The following is a 17,212-nucleotide window of genomic DNA, read 5'->3' as shown; positions in this document are numbered from 1 at the left end:
TTTCATGAAGGGGTGCCCTGTTGAGGAGCAGTCAGGACTTTACGGCGCCGGAGAGCAGGTCGAGGCTCCAGAACCGCTGGATCACGAGGAACAGGGCGATCAGCGGGATGATCGCCAGCAGCGCGCCCGTGATGACCAGCGTGTAGAGCGCCGGGGTGTTCGAACCCTGCTGGAGCAGCGTGTAGAGCCCCAGGGTCACCGGGAACTTCTCGTCGTCGCCGAGCATGATGTAGGGGAGCAGGAAGTTGTTCCAGACCGCGACGAACTGGAACAGGAAGACCGTCACCAGCCCCGGCAGCATCATCGGCAGCGCGATCGTCCGGAAGATCCGCCACTCGCCGCCGCCGTCCATCCGCCCGGCCTCGATCACATCGGCAGGCACGGCGGCCGCCGCGTAGATCCGGGCGAGGTAGACGCCGTAGGGGGAGAGGACCAGGGGCAGCAGCACCGAGAGGTACGAGTCGGTCATGTCCGCCTCGGCGAGCAGCAGGTACTGCGGCACGGCGAGGATCACCGGGGGCATCAGCACCCCGGCGAGCAGGATGTTGAAGACCGTCTCCTTGCCCCGGAAGCGGTACACGGCCAGTGCGTACCCCGAGACCGCCGACACCGCGGTCGACAGCAGGGCGCCCGCCCCCGCGTAGAAGGCCGAGTTGGCCATCCACTTCCAGTACACGCCCTCGCGGTACTCGGTGAGCTCGGCGACGTTGTCGGCGAACCCGGAGCCCGGGAGGAAGGTGAAGGTGGAGAACAGTTCGCTGCCGGACTTCGTCGAGGCGACCAGGACCCAGGCGACGGGCAGCAGGCAGTACACGGCGCCGAGCAGCAGCGCGGCGGTCGGGACGAGCGGGAAGCGCCGGCGGCCGGCGGCGAGGGACTGGGTGCTCATCGTGAGTCTCCCTGCTTCGTACGGGAGTTGGCCGCCTTGAGGAAGCCGAAGGACAGAGCGAGCGTGGCCAGGGCGATGATGACCGCCTGGGCGGCCGCCGCATGGATGTCGTTGTTGACGAAGGCGTCCTGGTAGACCTTCATCAGCGGACTCCAGGTGGTGGAGAGGGAGTTCGTCAGCGGCTTCAGGGTGGTGGGCTCGCTGAAGACCTGGAGCGTCGCGATGATCGAGAAGAAGAAGGTCAGGATCAGCGAAGGCGCCACCATCGGGATCTTGATCCGCAGCGCGATCTGGAACTGCGAGCAGCCGTCGAGGCGCGCGGCCTCGAAGATCTCGGCCGGGACGGCCCGCAGCGACGTGTAGATCACGATCATGTTGAAGCCGGTGCCGCCCCACACCGCGATGTTGGCCAGCGACAGGTACAGCGGTCCGCCGTCCAGCAGATCGGGCTGCGGCAGCCCGATCGCGTCGGACAGATGTAGGAAGGGGCTGACGTCCGGCAGGTACAGGAAGCCCCACATCAGCGCGGCGATGACGCCGGGGATGGCGTACGGCAGGAAGATCGCCAGCCTGGTGAAACCGCGCAGCCTGAGCCCGTCGGTGTCCAGGAGCAGGGCGAAGAGCAGGGCGAGTCCCAGCATCACGGGGACGACGATCGCGCCGTACCCGAGGATGCGCAGCGCCCCGTGGAGCAGCTCCGAGTCGGAGAGCGCGTCGGTGTAGTTGGCCAGACCGGCCCAGATCTCCTCCCGGGCGCCCTTGCCGAGCCCGAGCCCCTTGACCTCGGTCCTGCGGAAGCTGAGGTACACGGCGTAGCCGATGGGGAGGGCGAAGAAGAGCAGGAACAGGAGGGTGGCGGGGATCAGGAAGACGTACGGGGCGCTCCTGACCCCGTACGCCGTCCCGCGGGGTGCGCGTGTCACTCGGAGACTCCGAAGCCCTGCTTCTCCAGGTCCGCGACGGTGGCGTCCTGCATCGCGGTCAGCGCGGCGCCGAAGTCGGACCTGTTCTTGGCGGCTGCGGCGAAGCCGTCCTTGAAGGCGCTGTACGCGACGTTGACGTTCGGGCCCCAGGCGGCGGGCGCGGTGCCCTGGGCGATCTTGGCGGCCTCGGTGTAGAAGGCGGGCTGGTTGGAGAAGTAGTCCGGGGCCTTCGCCAGCGCGCCACCGGTCTGTGCGGCCGTGGCGGCCGGGTAGATGCCGCTCTCCTTCACCAGCGCGGCGAGGGCCGCCGGGTCCGTGTTCAGCCACTTCGCGAAGGCGGCGGCGGCACCCTTGTGCTCGGAGTCGTTGGTGACGGCGGTGGAGGAGCCGCCCCAGCTGCCGGTGACGTTCTCACCCGCGGTCCACTGGGGGAGCGGGGCCATCGCCCACTTGCCCTTGGTGTCGGGCGCCGCGGTGGTCAGCGTGCCCGGGGCCCAGACCGCGCTCACCCAGGCGACCTGCTTGCCGGTGTTGAGCGCCTTGTTCCAGGCCGGGGTGTACATCGGCTGGTTGTCGATGGCGCCCTCCTTCACCAGGCCGCCCCAGAAGTCCGCGACCTTCTGCGTGGCCGGGTCGTCGATCGCGACCTTCCACGTGTCGCCGCCGGTCGTCCACCACTGCGCGCCCGCCTGCTGGGCGAGGCCCGCGAAGAGACCCGAGTCGTTGGAGGAGAAGGTGGTGAGGTCCTTGTCCGGCGCCTTCTTCTTCAGCGCACGGGCCGTCCCGGCGAACTCGTCCCAGGTGGTCGGCACCTTCAGGCCGTACTGCTCGAACAGGTCCTGGCGGTAGTAGAACATCAGCGGGCCGGAGTCCTGCGGCAGGGCGTACAGGGCGTCCGAACCGAGCGTGGCCTGCTGCCAGATCCCGTCGGCGAACTCACCCTCGGCGTCGCCCGCCTCCTTCGATATGTCGGCCAGGACGTCGTTGGAGACCAGCGTGGGGAGCGCCTGGTACTCGGCCTGGACCAGGTCCGGGGCCTTGTGGGCCTTCGCCGCCGTGATGATCTTGGTGACCAGGTCGTCGCCCGACGCCTGCTTCTTGACCGTGACGGTGATGCCGGCCTCCTTGCCCGGCCCCTTGTTCCAGATGTCGGCGACCTTGTCCAGTCCGGGCGCCCAGGCCCAGTAGGTGAGCGACGCGGGTCCGGAGGCGGCCGGCTCGTCGCCGCCCTCGTCCGTGCCGCACCCGGAGAGCAGGGCGGTGGCGGCGAGTGCGGCGGCGGTGGTCACCGCGACGGTGCGGTATTTCATGGTTTCTCCCCTGACGAGACCGGCGGCGCATCGGCGAAGTGGCCGAGAGAGGCGCTGTGAGCGTTCACAGTAGAGAAACCAATCCGACACTTGTCAATGGTTGTTGCTGTGCGGTTATGTTGGCCCTGCGCCGCCGAGAGTGTGTGTGCACGTTCCCAGAAGTCGTCCCAAAGAGCCAGGAGCTGTCCATGCCGCACTCAGAATCCGCTCCGTACCCGGTCGGCCTGCAGAGGCTGGCCTTCGGCGGCGACTACAACCCCGAGCAGTGGCCCGAAGAGGTCTGGCACGAGGACGTGCGCCTGATGCGGGAGGCCGGCGTGACCATGGTCAGCGTCGGGATCTTCTCCTGGGCGCTCCTGGAACCCGAGCCGGGCAGCTACGACTTCGGATGGCTCGACCGCCTCATGGACCTGCTGCACGTCAACGGCATCCGCGCCGACCTCGGCACCCCTACCGTCGCCCCGCCCGCCTGGTTCTACCGCGCCCACCCCGAGGCCCTGCCCCTCAGCAGGGACGGGGTCCGCCACGCCTTCGGCTCACGCGGCGCCATCTGCCACAGCTCGGCCGACTACCGCGCGGCGGCGGCGAACATCACCGAGCAGCTGGCCCGCCGCTACGGGAACCACCCCGCCCTCGCCATGTGGCACGTCCACAACGAGTACGGCGTCCCCGTCAGCGCCTGCTACTGCGACAGCTGCGGAGCCCACTTCCGCCGCTGGCTCGCGGACCGGCACGGCTCGGCCGAAGGGGTCAACGCCGCCTGGGGCACCGCCTTCTGGGGCCAGCGCTACCGCAGCCTCGACGACATCGACCCGCCCCGCACGACCCCGACCGTCGGCAACCCCGCCCAGCAGCTGGACTACGCGCGCTTCGCCGACGCCACCATGCGGGAGAACTTCACCGCCGAACGCGACATCCTGCACCGCCTCGCCCCCGGCATCCCGGTCACCACGAACTTCATGACCGCCCTCAGCCAGTGCGAGTCCGTCGACTACTGGGCCTGGGGCCGCGAGGTCGACCTCGTCACCAACGACCACTACCTGATCACCGACGGCCGCCGCACCCACGTCAACCTCGCCATGGCCGCCGACCTGACCCGCTCGGTCGCGGGCGGCGCGCCCTGGCTGCTGCTGGAACACTCCACCAGCGGCGTCAACTGGCAGCCGCGCAACCCGGCCAAACGCCCCGGCGAGATGGCCCGCAACAGCCTCGCCCACGTCGCCCGCGGCTCCGAGGGTGCGATGTTCTTCCAGTGGCGGCAGTCCCGGCGCGGTGCCGAGAAGTTCCACTCCGCGATGGTCCCGCACGCCGGCACCGACTCCCGTGTCTGGCGCGAGGTGAGCGCGCTCGGCGCCGGGCTCGGGCTGCTGGAGGGCATCCGGTCGACCCGGACCGTCGCCGACGTGGCGATGGTCTGGGACTGGGAGTCCTGGTGGGCGCAGCGCCTGGAGTGGCGCCCGAGCGAGGAGCACGACGCCCGGGAGCGCGCCGACACCTTCTACACCTCGCTCTACGACCGGCACCTCACCGTGGACTTCGCCCATCCGGACGCGGACCTCTCCGCCTACCCCCTGGTCGTCGTCCCCGCCCTCTACCTGGCGACCGAGGAGACCGGCCGCAACCTCCGCCGGTACGTCGAGAACGGCGGGACCCTCGTCGTCTCGTTCTTCTCCGGCATCGTCGACGCCGACGACGCGGTGCACCCCGGGGCCTACCCCGGTGCCCTCCGCGACGTGCTCGGCCTGACGGTCGAGGAGTTCTCCCCGCTCGGCGAGGGCGGCACCGTACGCCTGATCACCCCCGAGGGCGCCCCCGAAGGGCCCGAGCTGACGGGTGACCTCTGGTCGGACGTGGTGATCCCGCGTGGCGCGGAGACCGCCTGGGCGTACGCCGACGGCATCGCCGCCGGCCGGCCCGCCGTCACCCGCAACCGGCTCGGTGAGGGCACCGCCTGGTATCTCTCCACCCGGCTCTCCGGCTCAGCCCTGGACGCCGTCCTGGACCGCGCCGGCGCCGACGCGGGCATCGCACCCCGCACGGATCTCCCGTACGACGTCGAGGTCGTGCGCCGCACCGGAGACACCGGCAGCTACCTCTTCGTCGTCAACCACACCGACGCGGAGGCCGTGGTGGCGCTGGACGCCCCCGGCACCGAACTCCTCACCGGCGAGCCCGCCGCGGACGAACTCGCCGTCCCGGCGGGCGCGGTCCGCGTCGTACGGCTCGACGGCTGAGGCGCCCGCACGTTCCCCCGCACCACTGTCGAAGGGACATCGACGATGTACGGAACGACGCACACCCGCGCGAAGGCGGCCGGGGCCGTGGCCGCGCTCTCCGGCCTCGTGTTCGCCGCCCTCCCCGCGCAGGCCGCCCACGCGGCCACCGCACCCGTCAACACCGGCTTCGAGTCGGGCGCCACCGGCTGGTCGACGTACTCGGCCGCAGGCCAGGGCGCCGCCTCCTTCACCGAGGCGGGCGGCCACGGCGGCAGCACGCGGCTCAGCCACTGGTCGGCCTCGGCGTACAAGGTCGAGACCTACCAGTATCTGAGCGGCCTCACCGACGGCACGTACACGCTCAGCGCCTGGGTGCGCTCGGGCGGCGGCCAGAACTCCGCCTCCATATCCCTGCGCAACTGCGGCAGCGCCGAGCAGCGCACCGACCTGCCGCCGACCGCGAACGGCGCCTGGATCCGGCTCGTCACCTCCGTGAAGGTGACCGGCGGTGCCTCCACCATCAGCCTCGACTCCGACGCGCACGCGGGGGAGTGGGCCAACTTCGACGACATCACCTTCACCGCGGGGAGCACCGGTCTGAGCGTCAGGGGCGGTGACCTCTCCACCCTCCCGAAGAACGAGGCGTACGGCGCGACGTACAGCAACGCGAGCGGCACCGCCGGGGACGCGATGAGCATCCTCAGGAACGCGGGGATGAACTACGTACGCCTCAAGGTGTGGGTGAACCCGGCCGACGGCTACAACGACAAGGCCCGCGTCCTCGCCATGGCCAAGCGCGCCAGGGCACTCGGGATGAAGACGCTCATCGACTTCCACTACTCCGACGCCTGGGCCGACCCCGGCAAGCAGAACAAGCCCGCGGCCTGGGCCGGACACGGCTACAGCCAACTGCGCACCGACGTCTACGACCACACCTACGACGTGCTGAACGCGCTCAAGGCCCAGGGCACCACGGCCGACATGGTGCAGATCGGCAACGAGATCAACGGCGGGATGCTCTGGCCGGAGGGCTCCACCGACAACTGGTCCCAGCTGGCGGGGCTCATCACGTCAGGGGCGAACGCCGCCAAGGCGGTCTCCTCCGGCACGAAGGTCGCCCTGCACCTCGCCGAGGGCGGCGACAACGCGGGCACCCGCTGGTGGTTCGACAACGTGGTGGCGCAGAAGGTGCCCTTCGACGTCATCGCCCTCTCCTACTACGGCTACTGGCACGGTTCGCTGTCCGAGCTCCAGACCAACCTCGACGACGCCGCCTCCCGCTACGGCAAGCCGGTGATGGTCGCCGAGACCGCATACGCCCACACCCTCGCGAACGACGACGGACTGGAGAACAACGTCGCCACCGCGAGCCAGCTGGTCCCCGGCTACCCGGCCACCCCGGCCGGCCAGGCGGCGAATTTCCGCGACGTCATGAACGTCGTCGAGGCCGTCCCGAGCGGCCGGGGTCTGGGCGCCGTCTACTGGGAGCCCGCGTGGACCGCCGCCACCGGCAGCGGCTGGGACCCGGCGGACCCGTCGTCGGGCAACGCCTGGGAGAACCAGGCGGTGTTCGACTACAACGGCAGGCTGCTCCCCGCGGCCGGCTGGTTCTCGCACAGGTAGCCGCTACAGGGGCGCCCCGTGCCACCTCCACGAGGTGACACGGTCGCGCCGCGGCAGATCGGCCCGGCCGGTGGACCAGAGCAGCACGGTCCACCGGTCCTCGTCGTCCGGGGCGCCGGGGAAGAGGCGCGCCAGCACCCGGTCGCAGAGGTCCCGGGGCGGGGTCCAGGGGAGCGACAGCCCCGCGGCCACGTCGTGGGTGTGGACGAGGGTCTCGACGATGCCCATCGCGGCGAAGCCCTCCGGGTCGGAGAGCCCGAAGACATGGTGGGCGCGGACGTCCGCCGGGGTCGTACGGACCATCGCCGTCAGGAGGGCGCCGCTCGCCTCCAGCGTGTGGAGCAGCCCGGACGACCCCGCCTCCGGGTTCGTGAAGACCGAGTTCGCGGGGCCGCCCTCACGGTCGGGCGCATACCGGTACGGCGCCTCGCCGTGCTGCGGGGGCGTGCGCCCGCCCAGCTGGACGGCGTACGCGAAGAGGTCGTCGCTCAGGTGCTCCACCGTCTCCCAGCAGTCCCACTCCAACGACCCCGCGGGGACACGCCAGTCGTCCGCCGGGGACGTCGCGAGGGTGTCGACCGCCAGCTGTACCGCCAGCGTCACGTCGTCGGCGGTGACGGGCTGCCGGGCCCCGGTCAGCGCCGCGCGTTCGCGCGCACTGCACTCCACGCAGAACTCGTTGCCCTCCGGGTCGGCCAGCGTGGCCCAGCCCCGGCCGTTCGGCTTGCGGTGGTCGGCGACCAGCGTGGCGCCCAGTGCCAGCAGCCGCTCGACCTCCTCGTCGCGGGTGCGGTCCTCGGGGCGCAGGTCGAGGTGGATCCGGTTCTTGGTGCTCTTGGGCTCGGGCACCGTGACGAAGAGCAGCGCCGCACGGGGCGTTTCGACGAGTGCCTCGGGGTCACCGGGCGCGTCGTCGTCGGAGACGGGTGAGCCGAGCACCCCGGACCAGAAGAGGGCCAGTCCGTAGGCGTCGGCGCAGTCGACGGTGATGTGCTGTACGAGCGATGTCATGGTCGCCACTTTCGTCGTCGACCGGGCGCCCGGTCCAGCGGTTTGAGCCGCGACGGGGTCAGGCGGCGGCCCGCACCAGGGCGCGTGCGAGGGCGATGCTCCCGGGGAGGGTGTCCAGCGGGAGGGGCTGCGTGGCGAGCGCGCCCTCGTGCAGCACGAGGAGCTGGGCGCCGAGGGTGGCGGGGTGTGGACAGCCCGCAGCGGTGGCGAGTTCCACGAACAGGTTCAGCAGCCACAGCTTCTGGTCCGCGGCGATGCCGTGCGCGGGATGTGAGGCGTCCGGGAGCTCGGCCAGGGCGTTGGTGAACGCGCATCCGCGGGTGCTGGTCAGGCTCCAGGTCCGCAGCGCCTCGAACGGCGCGGTGACGGCCTCGACGGGATCGGCGCAGGCCTCGACGGCGGCGCGGACCAGGGACCGCCAGCGCCGGTCACGCTCCACGAGGTAGGCCGCCACGAGCTGGTCCTTGGAGCCGAACTGGTTGTAGAGGGTCCGCTTGGTCACCCCGGAGCGCTCGGCGATCAGGTCCACGCCGACCGCCGTGATCCCCCGCCCGTAGAACAGCTCCTCGGCGGCCGCGACGATGCGCCGGCCGGCCGGCGTCAAGGGTCGTGTCCGTTGCATGGGCCGCCTCTTCACCGATCGGTGTACCGTGGATGTGTTCACAGATCAGTATACCTAGGAGGAGACCGGTGATGGGTGAGCCCGAGGTCATGCGCGCCGTGCGGATCACAGGGCACGGAGGGACGGAGGTCCTCGAACCGGCCGAGGTGGCCGTTCCCGACCCGCAGGCGGGAGAGGTGCTGGTCCGGGTCGGGGCGGTGGCGCTGAACAACACCGACCTGTGGACCCGGGAGGGCGCCTACGGCCGTCCGGGAGATCCGGAGGCGCTCTCGGGCTGGCGCGGCCCCATCGCCTTCCCGCGCATCCAGGGCGCCGACGTGGCCGGCCGGGTCGCGGCGGTGGGCGGCGGCGTGGACCCGGGCCTCGTCGGGCGCCGGGTGGTCGTCGACCCGGCGGTCTACGACACCGACGGCCCGGACGCGAACCCGGTGGGCCTGATGGGCAGCGAACGCGACGGCGGCTACGCCGAGTACGTGACCGCGCCCGCGGCGCGCGTGCACGACGTCACGGAGTCCCCGCTCACGGACGACCAGCTCGCGACACTGCCGACCGCCTACGGCACCGCGCTGGGCATGATCGAGCGGGGCAGGCTCCGGGAGGGGGAGACCGTCCTGGTCTCGGGGGCGTCCGGAGGCGTCGGCATCGCGCTGATCCAGATCGCCCGGGCACGAGGCGCACGGGTGCTCGCCGTCAGCAGCGGATCCAAGACCGACGCGGTGCGCGAGGCCGGCGCCCACGCCGTCCTCGACCGCGCACGGGACATCGCCGGGCAGATCCGCGCCGCCGCCCCGGAGGGCATCGACGTCGCTCTCGACGTCGTCGCCGGGGAGCTGGTGAACGAGGGGCTGCCCCTGCTGCGCGAAGGCGGCCGGTGGGTCGTCGCCGGTGCACTCGGCGGGTACGACGTGGCGTTCGACGTACGCCGTCTCTATCTGCACAACGCGCAGGTGATCGGCTCCGCGATGCACACGCCGACGCACTTCGCCCTCCTGATGGACCTGGCCCGCCGCGGTGAGATCCGGCCCGTCGTCGCGGCGACGTTCCCGCTGGAGGGGGCGGCCCGCGCGCAGGAGGAGCTGGCCCGCAGGGCACACGTGGGAAAGATCGTCCTGCGTCCCGGGGAGAGGAGCCCGTCAGCCACGCGCTGACCGTGCGGAGAACGCCGGAAGGGGCGGGACGCCCGACGCGTCCCGCCCCTTCCGTACGGCGCTACTTCACCGGCGTGAAGTCGCGCGCCCCGATGAACTCGGGCCGGCGGATCGGAGCCGCGAAGGGCTCCTCGGCCGTGTTGTCGACGCTGTTGAACACGATGAAGACGTTGCTCCGGGCGTAGGGGGTGATGTTGTCCCCCGATCCGTGCATCGCGTTGCAGTCGAACCAGGTCGCCGAACCGGCCTTGCCCGTGAAGAGCTTGATGCCGTGCCGGTCGGCCAGCTTCGTCAGGACCTCGTCCGACGGGATGCCGGCGTCCTGCATCTGCAGGGACCTCTTGTAGTTGTCCTTCGGAGTCTCGCCTGCGCAGCCGACGAACGACTTGTGCGAGCCGGGCATGATCATCAGCCCGCCGTTGGTGTCGAAGTTCTCGGTCAGAGCGATCGAGACGGACACCGTCCGCATGTTGGGCAGGCCGTCCTCGGCGTGCCAGGTCTCGAAGTCCGAGTGCCAGTAGAAGCCCGAGGCACCGAAGCCCGGCTTGACGTTGATCCTGGACTGGTGGACGTACACGTCGGATCCGAGGATCTGGCGGGCCCGGCCCACGACGCGCTCGTCGCTGACGAGCTTCGCGAAGACCTCGCTGAGCTTGTGGACCTCGAACACGGACCGCACGCTCTGCGACTTCGGCTCGATGATCGAGCGCTCGTCGGCACGGACCAGCGGATCGTCGACGAGCCGGTCCAGCTCCGCCCGGTAGACGGAGACCTCGTCGGGGCCGACCAGCTGGTCGACGGTGAGGAAGCCGTTCTCCTCGAAGCCCTGGAGGTCCTTCGCGGTGATCGGCCCGGGCGCGCCCGGCGCGGACCAGATGACCGGGTCCTGGCGGGGAGTGGTCATCTCGGCGGCGCCGCGCGAGGGGTACAGATCGGCGCGTACATCGGTGGTCATGGGCTCAGCCCTCCTCTGTCAGCAGCGGGTATACACCGTTCTCGTCATGGTCCTCCCGTCCGGTGACGGGGGGGTTGAAGACGCACACGCAGCGGAAGTCGGTCTTGGGCCGCAGCGTGTGGTGCTCGTGCCCGTTCAACAGGTACATCGTCCCGGGGGAGATCCAGTGCTTCTCGCCGGTCTCGTCGTTGGTGAGCTCGGCCTCGCCCTCGGTGCACAGAACGGCTTCGATGTGGTTCGCGTACCACATCGACGTCTCCGTGCCGGCGTAGAGCACGGTCTCGTGGAGCGAGAAGCCCACCTTCTCCTTGGCGAGCACGATGCGCTTGCTCTCCCAGGTACCTGAAGCGGACTTGATGTGCCGGTCGGTGTTCTCGATGTCACTGAAAGATCGGACGATCACGGTGGGATGGTGCCTTTCTCTTCTGTCCTGCTCAGCGGTGCCTGTGCGGGGGAGCGCCCCGCTCAGGCGGTCTCTCGGACGGAACGGGCCAGCGTGCGCAGGCCCTCGTCCAGCTCCTCGGGGGTGACGGTCAGCGGCGGGAGCAGCTTCACGACCTCGGACTGCGGACCGGAGGTCTCCAGCAGCAGGCCCAGCTCGAAGGCGCGCTTGCACACGGCGGACGCGCGCTCGGGGTCGGTGAACTCCAGGCCCCAGACCAGGCCGCGGCCGCGGAACTGCGCGGTGTCGTCCTCGCCGCAGATCGCCAGCAGCGTCTGCTCGACCTGCTCGCCGCGGGCCAGGGTCTGCTTCTCCATCTGGCCGTCCGCCCAGTAGGCGTCGAGCGTGGCGGCGGCGGTGACGAAGGCCGGGTTGTTGCCGCGGAAGGTGCCGTTGTGCTCGCCCGGCTCCCAGACGTCCAGCTCGCCCTTGAAGAGGCAGAGCGACATCGGCAGGCCGTAGCCGCTGATGGACTTGGACAGCGTCACGATGTCCGGGACGATGCCGGCCTCCTCGAAGGAGAAGAAGCCGCCGGTACGGCCGCAGCCCATCTGGATGTCGTCGACGATCAGGAGCATGTCCTGGCGGTGGCACAGGTCCTGGAGCGCGCGGAGCCACTCGGCGCGGGCGACGTTGATGCCGCCCTCGCCCTGCACGGTCTCCACGATCACGGCGGCGGGCTTGTTCAGCCCGGAACCCTGGTCCTCCAGGAGACGCTCGAACCAGAGGAAGTCGGGCACCTGGCCGTCGAAGTAGTTGTCGAACGGCATCGGGGTGCCGTGCACCAGCGGGATGCCGGCGCCGGCGCGCTTGAAGGCGTTGCCGGTCACGGCGAGCGAACCGAGCGACATGCCGTGGAAGGCGTTGGTGAACGAGACGACGGACTCGCGGCCCTTGACCTTGCGGGCGAGCTTCAGCGCCGACTCGACGGCGTTCGTGCCGGTCGGGCCGGGGAACATCACCTTGTAGGGCAGGTCACGGGGGCGCAGGATCACGTTCTCGAAGGTCTCGAGGAACGCCCGCTTGGCGGTCGTGGCCATGTCCAGGCCGTGGGTGATGCCGTCGCGCTCGATGTAGTCGATCAGCGCGCGTTTCAGCACCGGGTTGTTGTGCCCGTAGTTGAGGGATCCGGCACCGGCGAAGAAGTCCAGGTACGAGTGGCCGTCCTCGTCCGTGAGCCGGGCCCCCTGCGCACGGTCGAACACCGCGGGCCAGCTACGGCAGTAGCTGCGGACTTCCGACTCAAGGCTCTCGAAGACACTCAGGGCGGGCGGGGTGATGGTCACAGCGAATCTCCTGCTCGAGGGGGGTGGTGTGACGGGATGCGGGTCAGGCATGCCCCGGGGAACCGCGCCCGGGCGGGGCGCGGAGGGGGCGGGGAGGCTCTAGAACGGACCGATGCGGTACAGCACCTCCGACAGGTGCGTTCCCTCGGGGAACAGCGCTCCGTCGAAGAGCACCTCGCGCTCCAGGGGCACGTCGTGCCGCTGGGCGAAGCTGGTGAACAGCCGGTCGGAGGCGGTGTTGTCCGGGGTGATGGTCGTCTCGACCGATGACAGTCCCTGGTCGGAGGCGACGCGGGTGGTCAGTGCGTCCAGCAGCGTGGCAGCCAGTCCCTTGCCACGGTGGGTCCGGTCCACGGCCACCTGCCAGACGACGAGCGTCCCGGGGCGGTCGGGGCGGATGTACCCGGTCACGAAGGCGACCGGGTCGCCGTTCTCGTCGCGGGCGACCACGGAGGTCGCCGCGAAGTCACGGCACCACAGCAGGTAGCTGTACGAGGAGTTGAGGTCCAGGACCTCGGAGTCGCGGGCAATGCGCCAGATCGCAGCTCCGTCCTCCACTCGCGGGGCGTCGATCCTGATGAATTCGCTTCGGGCACTTGCAAAATCTGCTGGTGCGGCGGTCATGTGAATTGAATTTACCCAGCAAAAATCAAAATTGCATCGTCAGAAGGGGTTGGGTGAAGGGGTCTCCTGTGTTATCACGCGGGCGCGGGCCCACCGCGACAAGGTGAAGCTTTCAACCATTTTGTCCTGAATTTTTCGCCCAAATGGGTGACGGTGTGGAGTCGGTCACAGCTCCGTAACCCTCGTGACACCTGTTCGGATTCTGCGGAGCGGCCCCGTCGGAACTGCTGCGTTTAGGGAGAGAGGGAGCGGGAAGAAGAATGCCGGGAGCTGCTCCCGGAAAAGCAGCTCCCCTTTTTTGTTCCTGGAATTTCCTCCTGGCCGGGCCGAAATGAATTCAGCTCTTCGGCCAGGTTTCCTCCACGGCTTCGCGGGCAGCATCGAGATCGGCCGTACGGCCCGCGTCCGCCAGCGCGGTGCCCAGGGCCACGAGGGACGACAGCACCACGTCCCGCGTGGCGTCCGCGCCGTAGTGGTTGACCCGGACCATCTCCCCTGAGAGCGCCCCGCCGCCGGCGATCAGCGGCAGCGAGGGGTCGGCAGCGAGCGCCCGCCCGACCAGTTCCGTGGCGTCCACCCCCGCAGGTGTGCGCAGGGTCGTGGCAACCGGAGCCGCGTCACGGGCGTCGTGGACGTACGGCGTGAGTCCGCCGCCGAGCGCCGTGGCGCCCGCCCGGGTGGCCGCCGCCGCCGAGGCGTGCCGCGCCATCACGGTGTCCGGTCCGTCCGTGGCGATCCGCTCCAGGCAGGCGTCGAGAGCCAGCATCTCCAGCTGGGCGGGAGCGTGCGGCAGGGCCTTGCGGCCCCTGTCGATCCAGCGGGCCTTCCAGTCGAGCAGCGAGAGGTAGGACTGACGCGGGGCCTTCGGGTTGGCGGCCATCCGCTCCCACGCCCGCGCGCTCACCGACACCGCGGAGACCCCGGCCGGGCCGCCCATGGCCTTCTGCGCGCCGATGACGCACAGGTCCACGCCCCAGGCGTCCACCAGCAGCGGCTCCGCACCCACCGAGGCGACGGCGTCCACCATGAACAGGGCGCCGTGCGCCCGGACCACCTCGCCGATCTCGCGGACCGGATTGGTGTTGCCCGTCGCCGCCTCGGCGTGCACCAGGGAGACGAAGTCGATCTCCGGGTGCTCGGCGAGTGCCCGCTCGACCTGCTCGGCGGTGACCGCGGTGTGGAACGGCACCGCGAGGTCGACGACCTCGGCGCCGCAGTCGCGCAGCCAGTTGCCGAAGGTCTGGCCGTACGGGCCGGTGACGACGTTCAGCGCGGTCGAGCCGGGCCGGGCGCCGCCCCGGATGCAGCCTTCGAGGGGCAGCAGCGCCTCGCCCTGCATGATGACGACGTCCTGCTCGGTGGCGAGGAGGCCGGCCACCCGCCGCTCGATCGCCGCGAAACGTGCGGCGGTGAGCGGGGCGAGGTCGAGGAATGGGTGCGTCACGGTGGTGCTCTCTTCGGGTCGGCCGGTGCGCGTTCAGCGCCTCGGTCGAGGGTACCCAGCACCTCTCCGGCCCCTGTGGGGACCGCCTCGTACAGTGCTGTACATGAGTGATCACGAGGTGGCGCCGGTGCTGCGGATCAAGGGGCGGGTGCTCGTCGGACCCGACGAGGTGAAGGACGGCCTCTGGGCGGTCGACGGGCGGATCACCTACGAGAGGCCGCCGGGCGCGGACGGTGCGGCGACGCTCACCGGGTGGGTGCTGCCCGGCCTCGTCGACGCGCACTGCCACGTCGGCCTGGACCACCAGGGTCCTGTCGACGCGGCGACCAGCGAGAAGCAGGCCCTCACCGACCGGGAGGCGGGCACCCTGCTCATCCGGGACGCCGGATCGCCCTCCGACACCCGCTGGGTGAACGACCGTGAGGACCTGCCGAAGATCATCAGAGCGGGGCGGCACATCGCCAGGACCCGCCGCTACATCCGGAACTTCGCCCATGAGATCGAGCCCGGCGACCTCGTCGCCTACGTCGCGAGGGAAGCGCGCCGCGGCGACGGCTGGGTGAAGCTGGTGGGTGACTGGATCGACCGGGACGCCGGGGACCTGACGGCCTGCTGGCCCCGCGGCGAGGTCGAGGCGGCGATCGCCGAGGCGCACCGGCTCGGCGCCCGGGTCACCGCCCACTGCTTCGCCGAGGCGGCGCTGCGGGATCTGGTGGAGGCCGGGATCGACTGCATCGAGCATGCGACGGGGCTGACCGAGGACACCGTCCCTCTCTTCGCGGAGCGCGGCGTGGCGATCGTCCCGACGCTGGTCAACATCGCCACCTTCCCCCGCCTCGCCGAGGCCGGCGAGGCCAGGTACCCCCGCTGGTCAGCCCATATGCGGCGGCTCCACGAGCGCCGGTACGAGACCGTGCGCGCGGCGTACGAGGCCGGGATCCCGGTCTTCACGGGCACGGACGCGGGCGGATCGCTGGCCCACGGCCTGATCGCGGACGAGGTCGCCGAACTGGTGAAGGCCGGAATCCCCGCGCTCGACGCGCTCTCCGCGACGGCCTGGGGCGCACGCCGCTGGCTCGGCCGCCCGGTGCTGGAGGAGGGCGCCCCGGCGGACCTGGTGGTCTACGACGAGGATCCGAGGGCGGACGTACGGGTCCTGGCGGCGCCCCGGAACGTGGTGCTCAACGGGAGGGTGATGGGGTGATCCCCCGTTGACCCCGGAAAGGGCGCGGTGTTGACCGGCGGTGACCCCGCGCCCCGCCTCTCGTTGAAGCACCTCGGTGTGCGCTCCTCCGTGCCTGCCGAGTACGCCCCCGAGTGCGCCTCGCACGCCGTGAAGCGGGTGATTGCGGGGAACTCCTGTGCCGGTGGATTCGAATGTGCACGCGGAAACCCCTCTTTGGAGTGAACTGGCTTTAGGTGTCCGCCAGTTCACTCTCTGTGCGTAAAGATTCACGGAGTCGAGGCCACCGGTGCCCGCGATGTCCCCCATTGGACGGCGCCGGCGGCTCCATGTCTCTTGTGGGGGTTCCACCATCTTGAACAGCAACACCTTCCGTCCGGCCGTCCTGGCGATCGCCGCCGCTCCCGTCGCCCTGCTCGTCGCCGTCCCCGCGCACGCAGCCACCGCGACGAGCCCGGCCACCCCGGGCGGCGGCCACGGAAAGGCGAGCGCGGTCGTCCTCCGCGCCGGGCTCGACGTCTCCCTCCTGCACAAGTCGGTCCAGGTGCCCCTCAAGGCCACGCTCAACGAGGTCCACGCACCGGCGAGCGCGGAGAAGACCGCGCTCACCGTGGAGCTCGACGGCGCCGAGAAGGGCCGTCCCATCCACGTGCTGAAGGCCGACGTCGCCACGGCGGACGCGACGGTGGACGCCCGCAAGGCGGAGGGGTACACGAACCTCGTCGCCGCGCGGGTGCACGTACCGGGGCTTCCGCTGCTCTCGCTGATCGAGGTCCAGGAGGTCACCTCCAAGGCCCTGTGCGAGAAGGGGCGCAAGCCGGTCGCCGAGTCCAACGTGCTGGGGCACGTGTCGGTGCTCGGCAAGAGGGTCCGGCTGACGTCGGGCGGCACGACCAGGGTCGAGGTGCCGGGCGTCGGTGACGTGACGCTCGACCTGTCGAAGACCGTGACCACCACGCGGACCGCCGCCGCGACGGCTCTGCAACTGCGCGTCTCCGTCGATCCGCTGAAGCTGAACGTGGCCGAGGTGGAGGGCGAGGTCACCCTGGCCGAGGCCACCTGCGAGACGCCCGGGGGCGGAGGCGGCCACGGTGGCTCGGACGACGGTGGCTCCGAGGGCGGCGGTTCAGGCGACGGCGGTTCGGGCGACGGGGGTGCGGAGAACGGCGGTTCCGGTGACACGGGCGGCGGATCGGCGGGCGGTGAGGGCGGTTCCGGTGACACGGGCGGCACCGCCGGAAGCGGCGGCAAGGAGGGACCCGCCGACGTGAAGCCGCAGACCGGGACGGACACGGTCCAGGCCTCCGGTGCCGGTGCCGGAGACCTGGCCGAGACGGGGGCCGGTTCGTCGACCCCGTACATCGCGGGTGGCGCAGCCGTCCTGCTGGCCGCCGGTGCCGGCGCCACGGTCATCGCCCGCAGGCGCGCCCGCGGCTGACCGTCGCACCGGGTGCGGCGCCCGTCCGCGGGGCGCCCGTACTCGGCCGACCGGAGAGCGGTGCCCGCCCGGTGGAGCACTGCTCTCCGGGGGTGGGC

Annotated in this window: 15 protein-coding genes; 5 read left to right on the top strand and 10 right to left on the bottom strand. The window is 70.8% G+C overall.

From position 1 onward, the window contains the following. Positions 1–31: 31 nt before the first annotated feature. From ACFC51_RS10930 to ACFC51_RS10920, 3 genes are read right to left on the bottom strand one after another with little or no spacing between them, the layout of a single operon-like run. Positions 32–889, bottom strand: coding sequence for a carbohydrate ABC transporter permease (locus ACFC51_RS10930; protein WP_376528122.1), 858 nt, complete (start codon positions 887–889; stop codon positions 32–34). Beyond that, positions 886–1,812, bottom strand: a complete 927-nt coding sequence (locus tag ACFC51_RS10925) for a carbohydrate ABC transporter permease (RefSeq protein ID WP_376528119.1) — start codon at positions 1,810–1,812, stop codon at positions 886–888. Before ACFC51_RS10925 ends, ACFC51_RS10930 begins: the two co-directional genes overlap by 4 nt. Beyond that, positions 1,809–3,122 (bottom strand): extracellular solute-binding protein, encoded by a 1,314-nt coding sequence (locus ACFC51_RS10920; protein ID WP_376370791.1) that lies wholly within the window; start codon positions 3,120–3,122, stop codon positions 1,809–1,811. Before ACFC51_RS10920 ends, ACFC51_RS10925 begins: the two co-directional genes overlap by 4 nt. Before the next feature lie 188 nt (positions 3,123–3,310). Here ACFC51_RS10920 and ACFC51_RS10915 point away from each other — a divergent pair, with 188 nt between their 5' ends. Both ACFC51_RS10915 and ACFC51_RS10910 read left to right on the top strand, forming a co-directional pair. Continuing rightward, complete coding sequence (locus ACFC51_RS10915; protein WP_376528116.1) at positions 3,311–5,356, top strand: beta-galactosidase; 2,046 nt, start codon at positions 3,311–3,313, stop codon at positions 5,354–5,356. Positions 5,357–5,401: 45 nt separating this feature from the next. Then, positions 5,402–6,961: an arabinogalactan endo-beta-1,4-galactanase gene (locus ACFC51_RS10910; protein WP_376528113.1), complete on the top strand. Its 1,560-nt coding sequence runs from the start codon at positions 5,402–5,404 to the stop codon at positions 6,959–6,961. A 3-nt stretch (positions 6,962–6,964) separates the two neighbouring features. Here ACFC51_RS10910 and ACFC51_RS10905 read toward each other — a convergent pair whose 3' ends face one another. Together ACFC51_RS10905 and ACFC51_RS10900 are read right to left on the bottom strand one after the other, a co-directional pair. Continuing rightward, on the bottom strand, positions 6,965–7,972 hold the full coding sequence (locus ACFC51_RS10905) for a VOC family protein (protein WP_376528111.1): 1,008 nt from the start codon (positions 7,970–7,972) through the stop codon (positions 6,965–6,967). A gap of 58 nt (positions 7,973–8,030) precedes the next feature. Next, positions 8,031–8,594: a TetR/AcrR family transcriptional regulator gene (locus tag ACFC51_RS10900; RefSeq protein WP_376528108.1), complete on the bottom strand. Its 564-nt coding sequence runs from the start codon at positions 8,592–8,594 to the stop codon at positions 8,031–8,033. 71 nt (positions 8,595–8,665) lie between these two features. On the opposite strand from ACFC51_RS10900, the gene ACFC51_RS10895 reads away from it, so the two are divergent. Then, positions 8,666–9,742 carry a zinc-binding dehydrogenase gene (locus ACFC51_RS10895; protein ID WP_376370801.1) on the top strand — a complete coding sequence of 359 codons (1,077 nt, stop codon included), beginning with the start codon at positions 8,666–8,668 and terminating at the stop codon, positions 9,740–9,742. A 61-nt stretch (positions 9,743–9,803) separates the two neighbouring features. On the opposite strand, the gene thpD is transcribed toward ACFC51_RS10895, so the two are convergent. From thpD to ACFC51_RS10870, 5 genes are all read right to left on the bottom strand, one after another. After that, positions 9,804–10,697 carry an ectoine hydroxylase gene (gene thpD, locus ACFC51_RS10890; protein WP_376528105.1) on the bottom strand — a complete coding sequence of 298 codons (894 nt, stop codon included), beginning with the start codon at positions 10,695–10,697 and terminating at the stop codon, positions 9,804–9,806. Positions 10,698–10,701: 4 nt separating this feature from the next. Beyond that, positions 10,702–11,100, bottom strand: a complete 399-nt coding sequence (locus tag ACFC51_RS10885; protein WP_099176037.1) for an ectoine synthase — start codon at positions 11,098–11,100, stop codon at positions 10,702–10,704. Positions 11,101–11,162: 62 nt separating this feature from the next. Continuing rightward, the gene (gene ectB / locus ACFC51_RS10880; protein WP_376370804.1) at positions 11,163–12,425 is read right to left on the bottom strand and encodes a diaminobutyrate--2-oxoglutarate transaminase; all 1,263 of its coding nucleotides are present in this window, start codon (positions 12,423–12,425) and stop codon (positions 11,163–11,165) included. A gap of 99 nt (positions 12,426–12,524) precedes the next feature. Then, a complete protein-coding gene (ectA, locus tag ACFC51_RS10875; RefSeq protein ID WP_376370805.1) occupies positions 12,525–13,049 on the bottom strand; it encodes a diaminobutyrate acetyltransferase in 525 nt (174 codons plus the stop codon). A gap of 337 nt (positions 13,050–13,386) precedes the next feature. Beyond that, positions 13,387–14,493, bottom strand: a complete 1,107-nt coding sequence (locus ACFC51_RS10870; RefSeq protein ID WP_376528102.1) for a pyridoxal-phosphate-dependent aminotransferase family protein — start codon at positions 14,491–14,493, stop codon at positions 13,387–13,389. Between the two features lie 103 nt (positions 14,494–14,596). Here ACFC51_RS10870 and ACFC51_RS10865 point away from each other — a divergent pair, with 103 nt between their 5' ends. Further along, a complete protein-coding gene (locus ACFC51_RS10865) occupies positions 14,597–15,697 on the top strand; it encodes an amidohydrolase family protein (RefSeq protein ID WP_376528100.1) in 1,101 nt (366 codons plus the stop codon). Positions 15,698–16,031: 334 nt separating this feature from the next. Continuing rightward, positions 16,032–17,114: an SCO1860 family LAETG-anchored protein gene (locus ACFC51_RS10860; RefSeq protein WP_376528097.1), complete on the top strand. Its 1,083-nt coding sequence runs from the start codon at positions 16,032–16,034 to the stop codon at positions 17,112–17,114. Positions 17,115–17,212 lie beyond the last annotated feature (98 nt).

The sequence above is a fragment of the Streptomyces sp. NPDC055962 genome (assembly GCF_042270185.1).
In the GTDB taxonomy this organism is placed as follows: domain Bacteria; phylum Actinomycetota; class Actinomycetes; order Streptomycetales; family Streptomycetaceae; genus Streptomyces.
The sequence above is the reverse complement of the archived record's forward strand: the minus strand, read 5'-3'. Positions and strand labels throughout refer to the sequence as shown.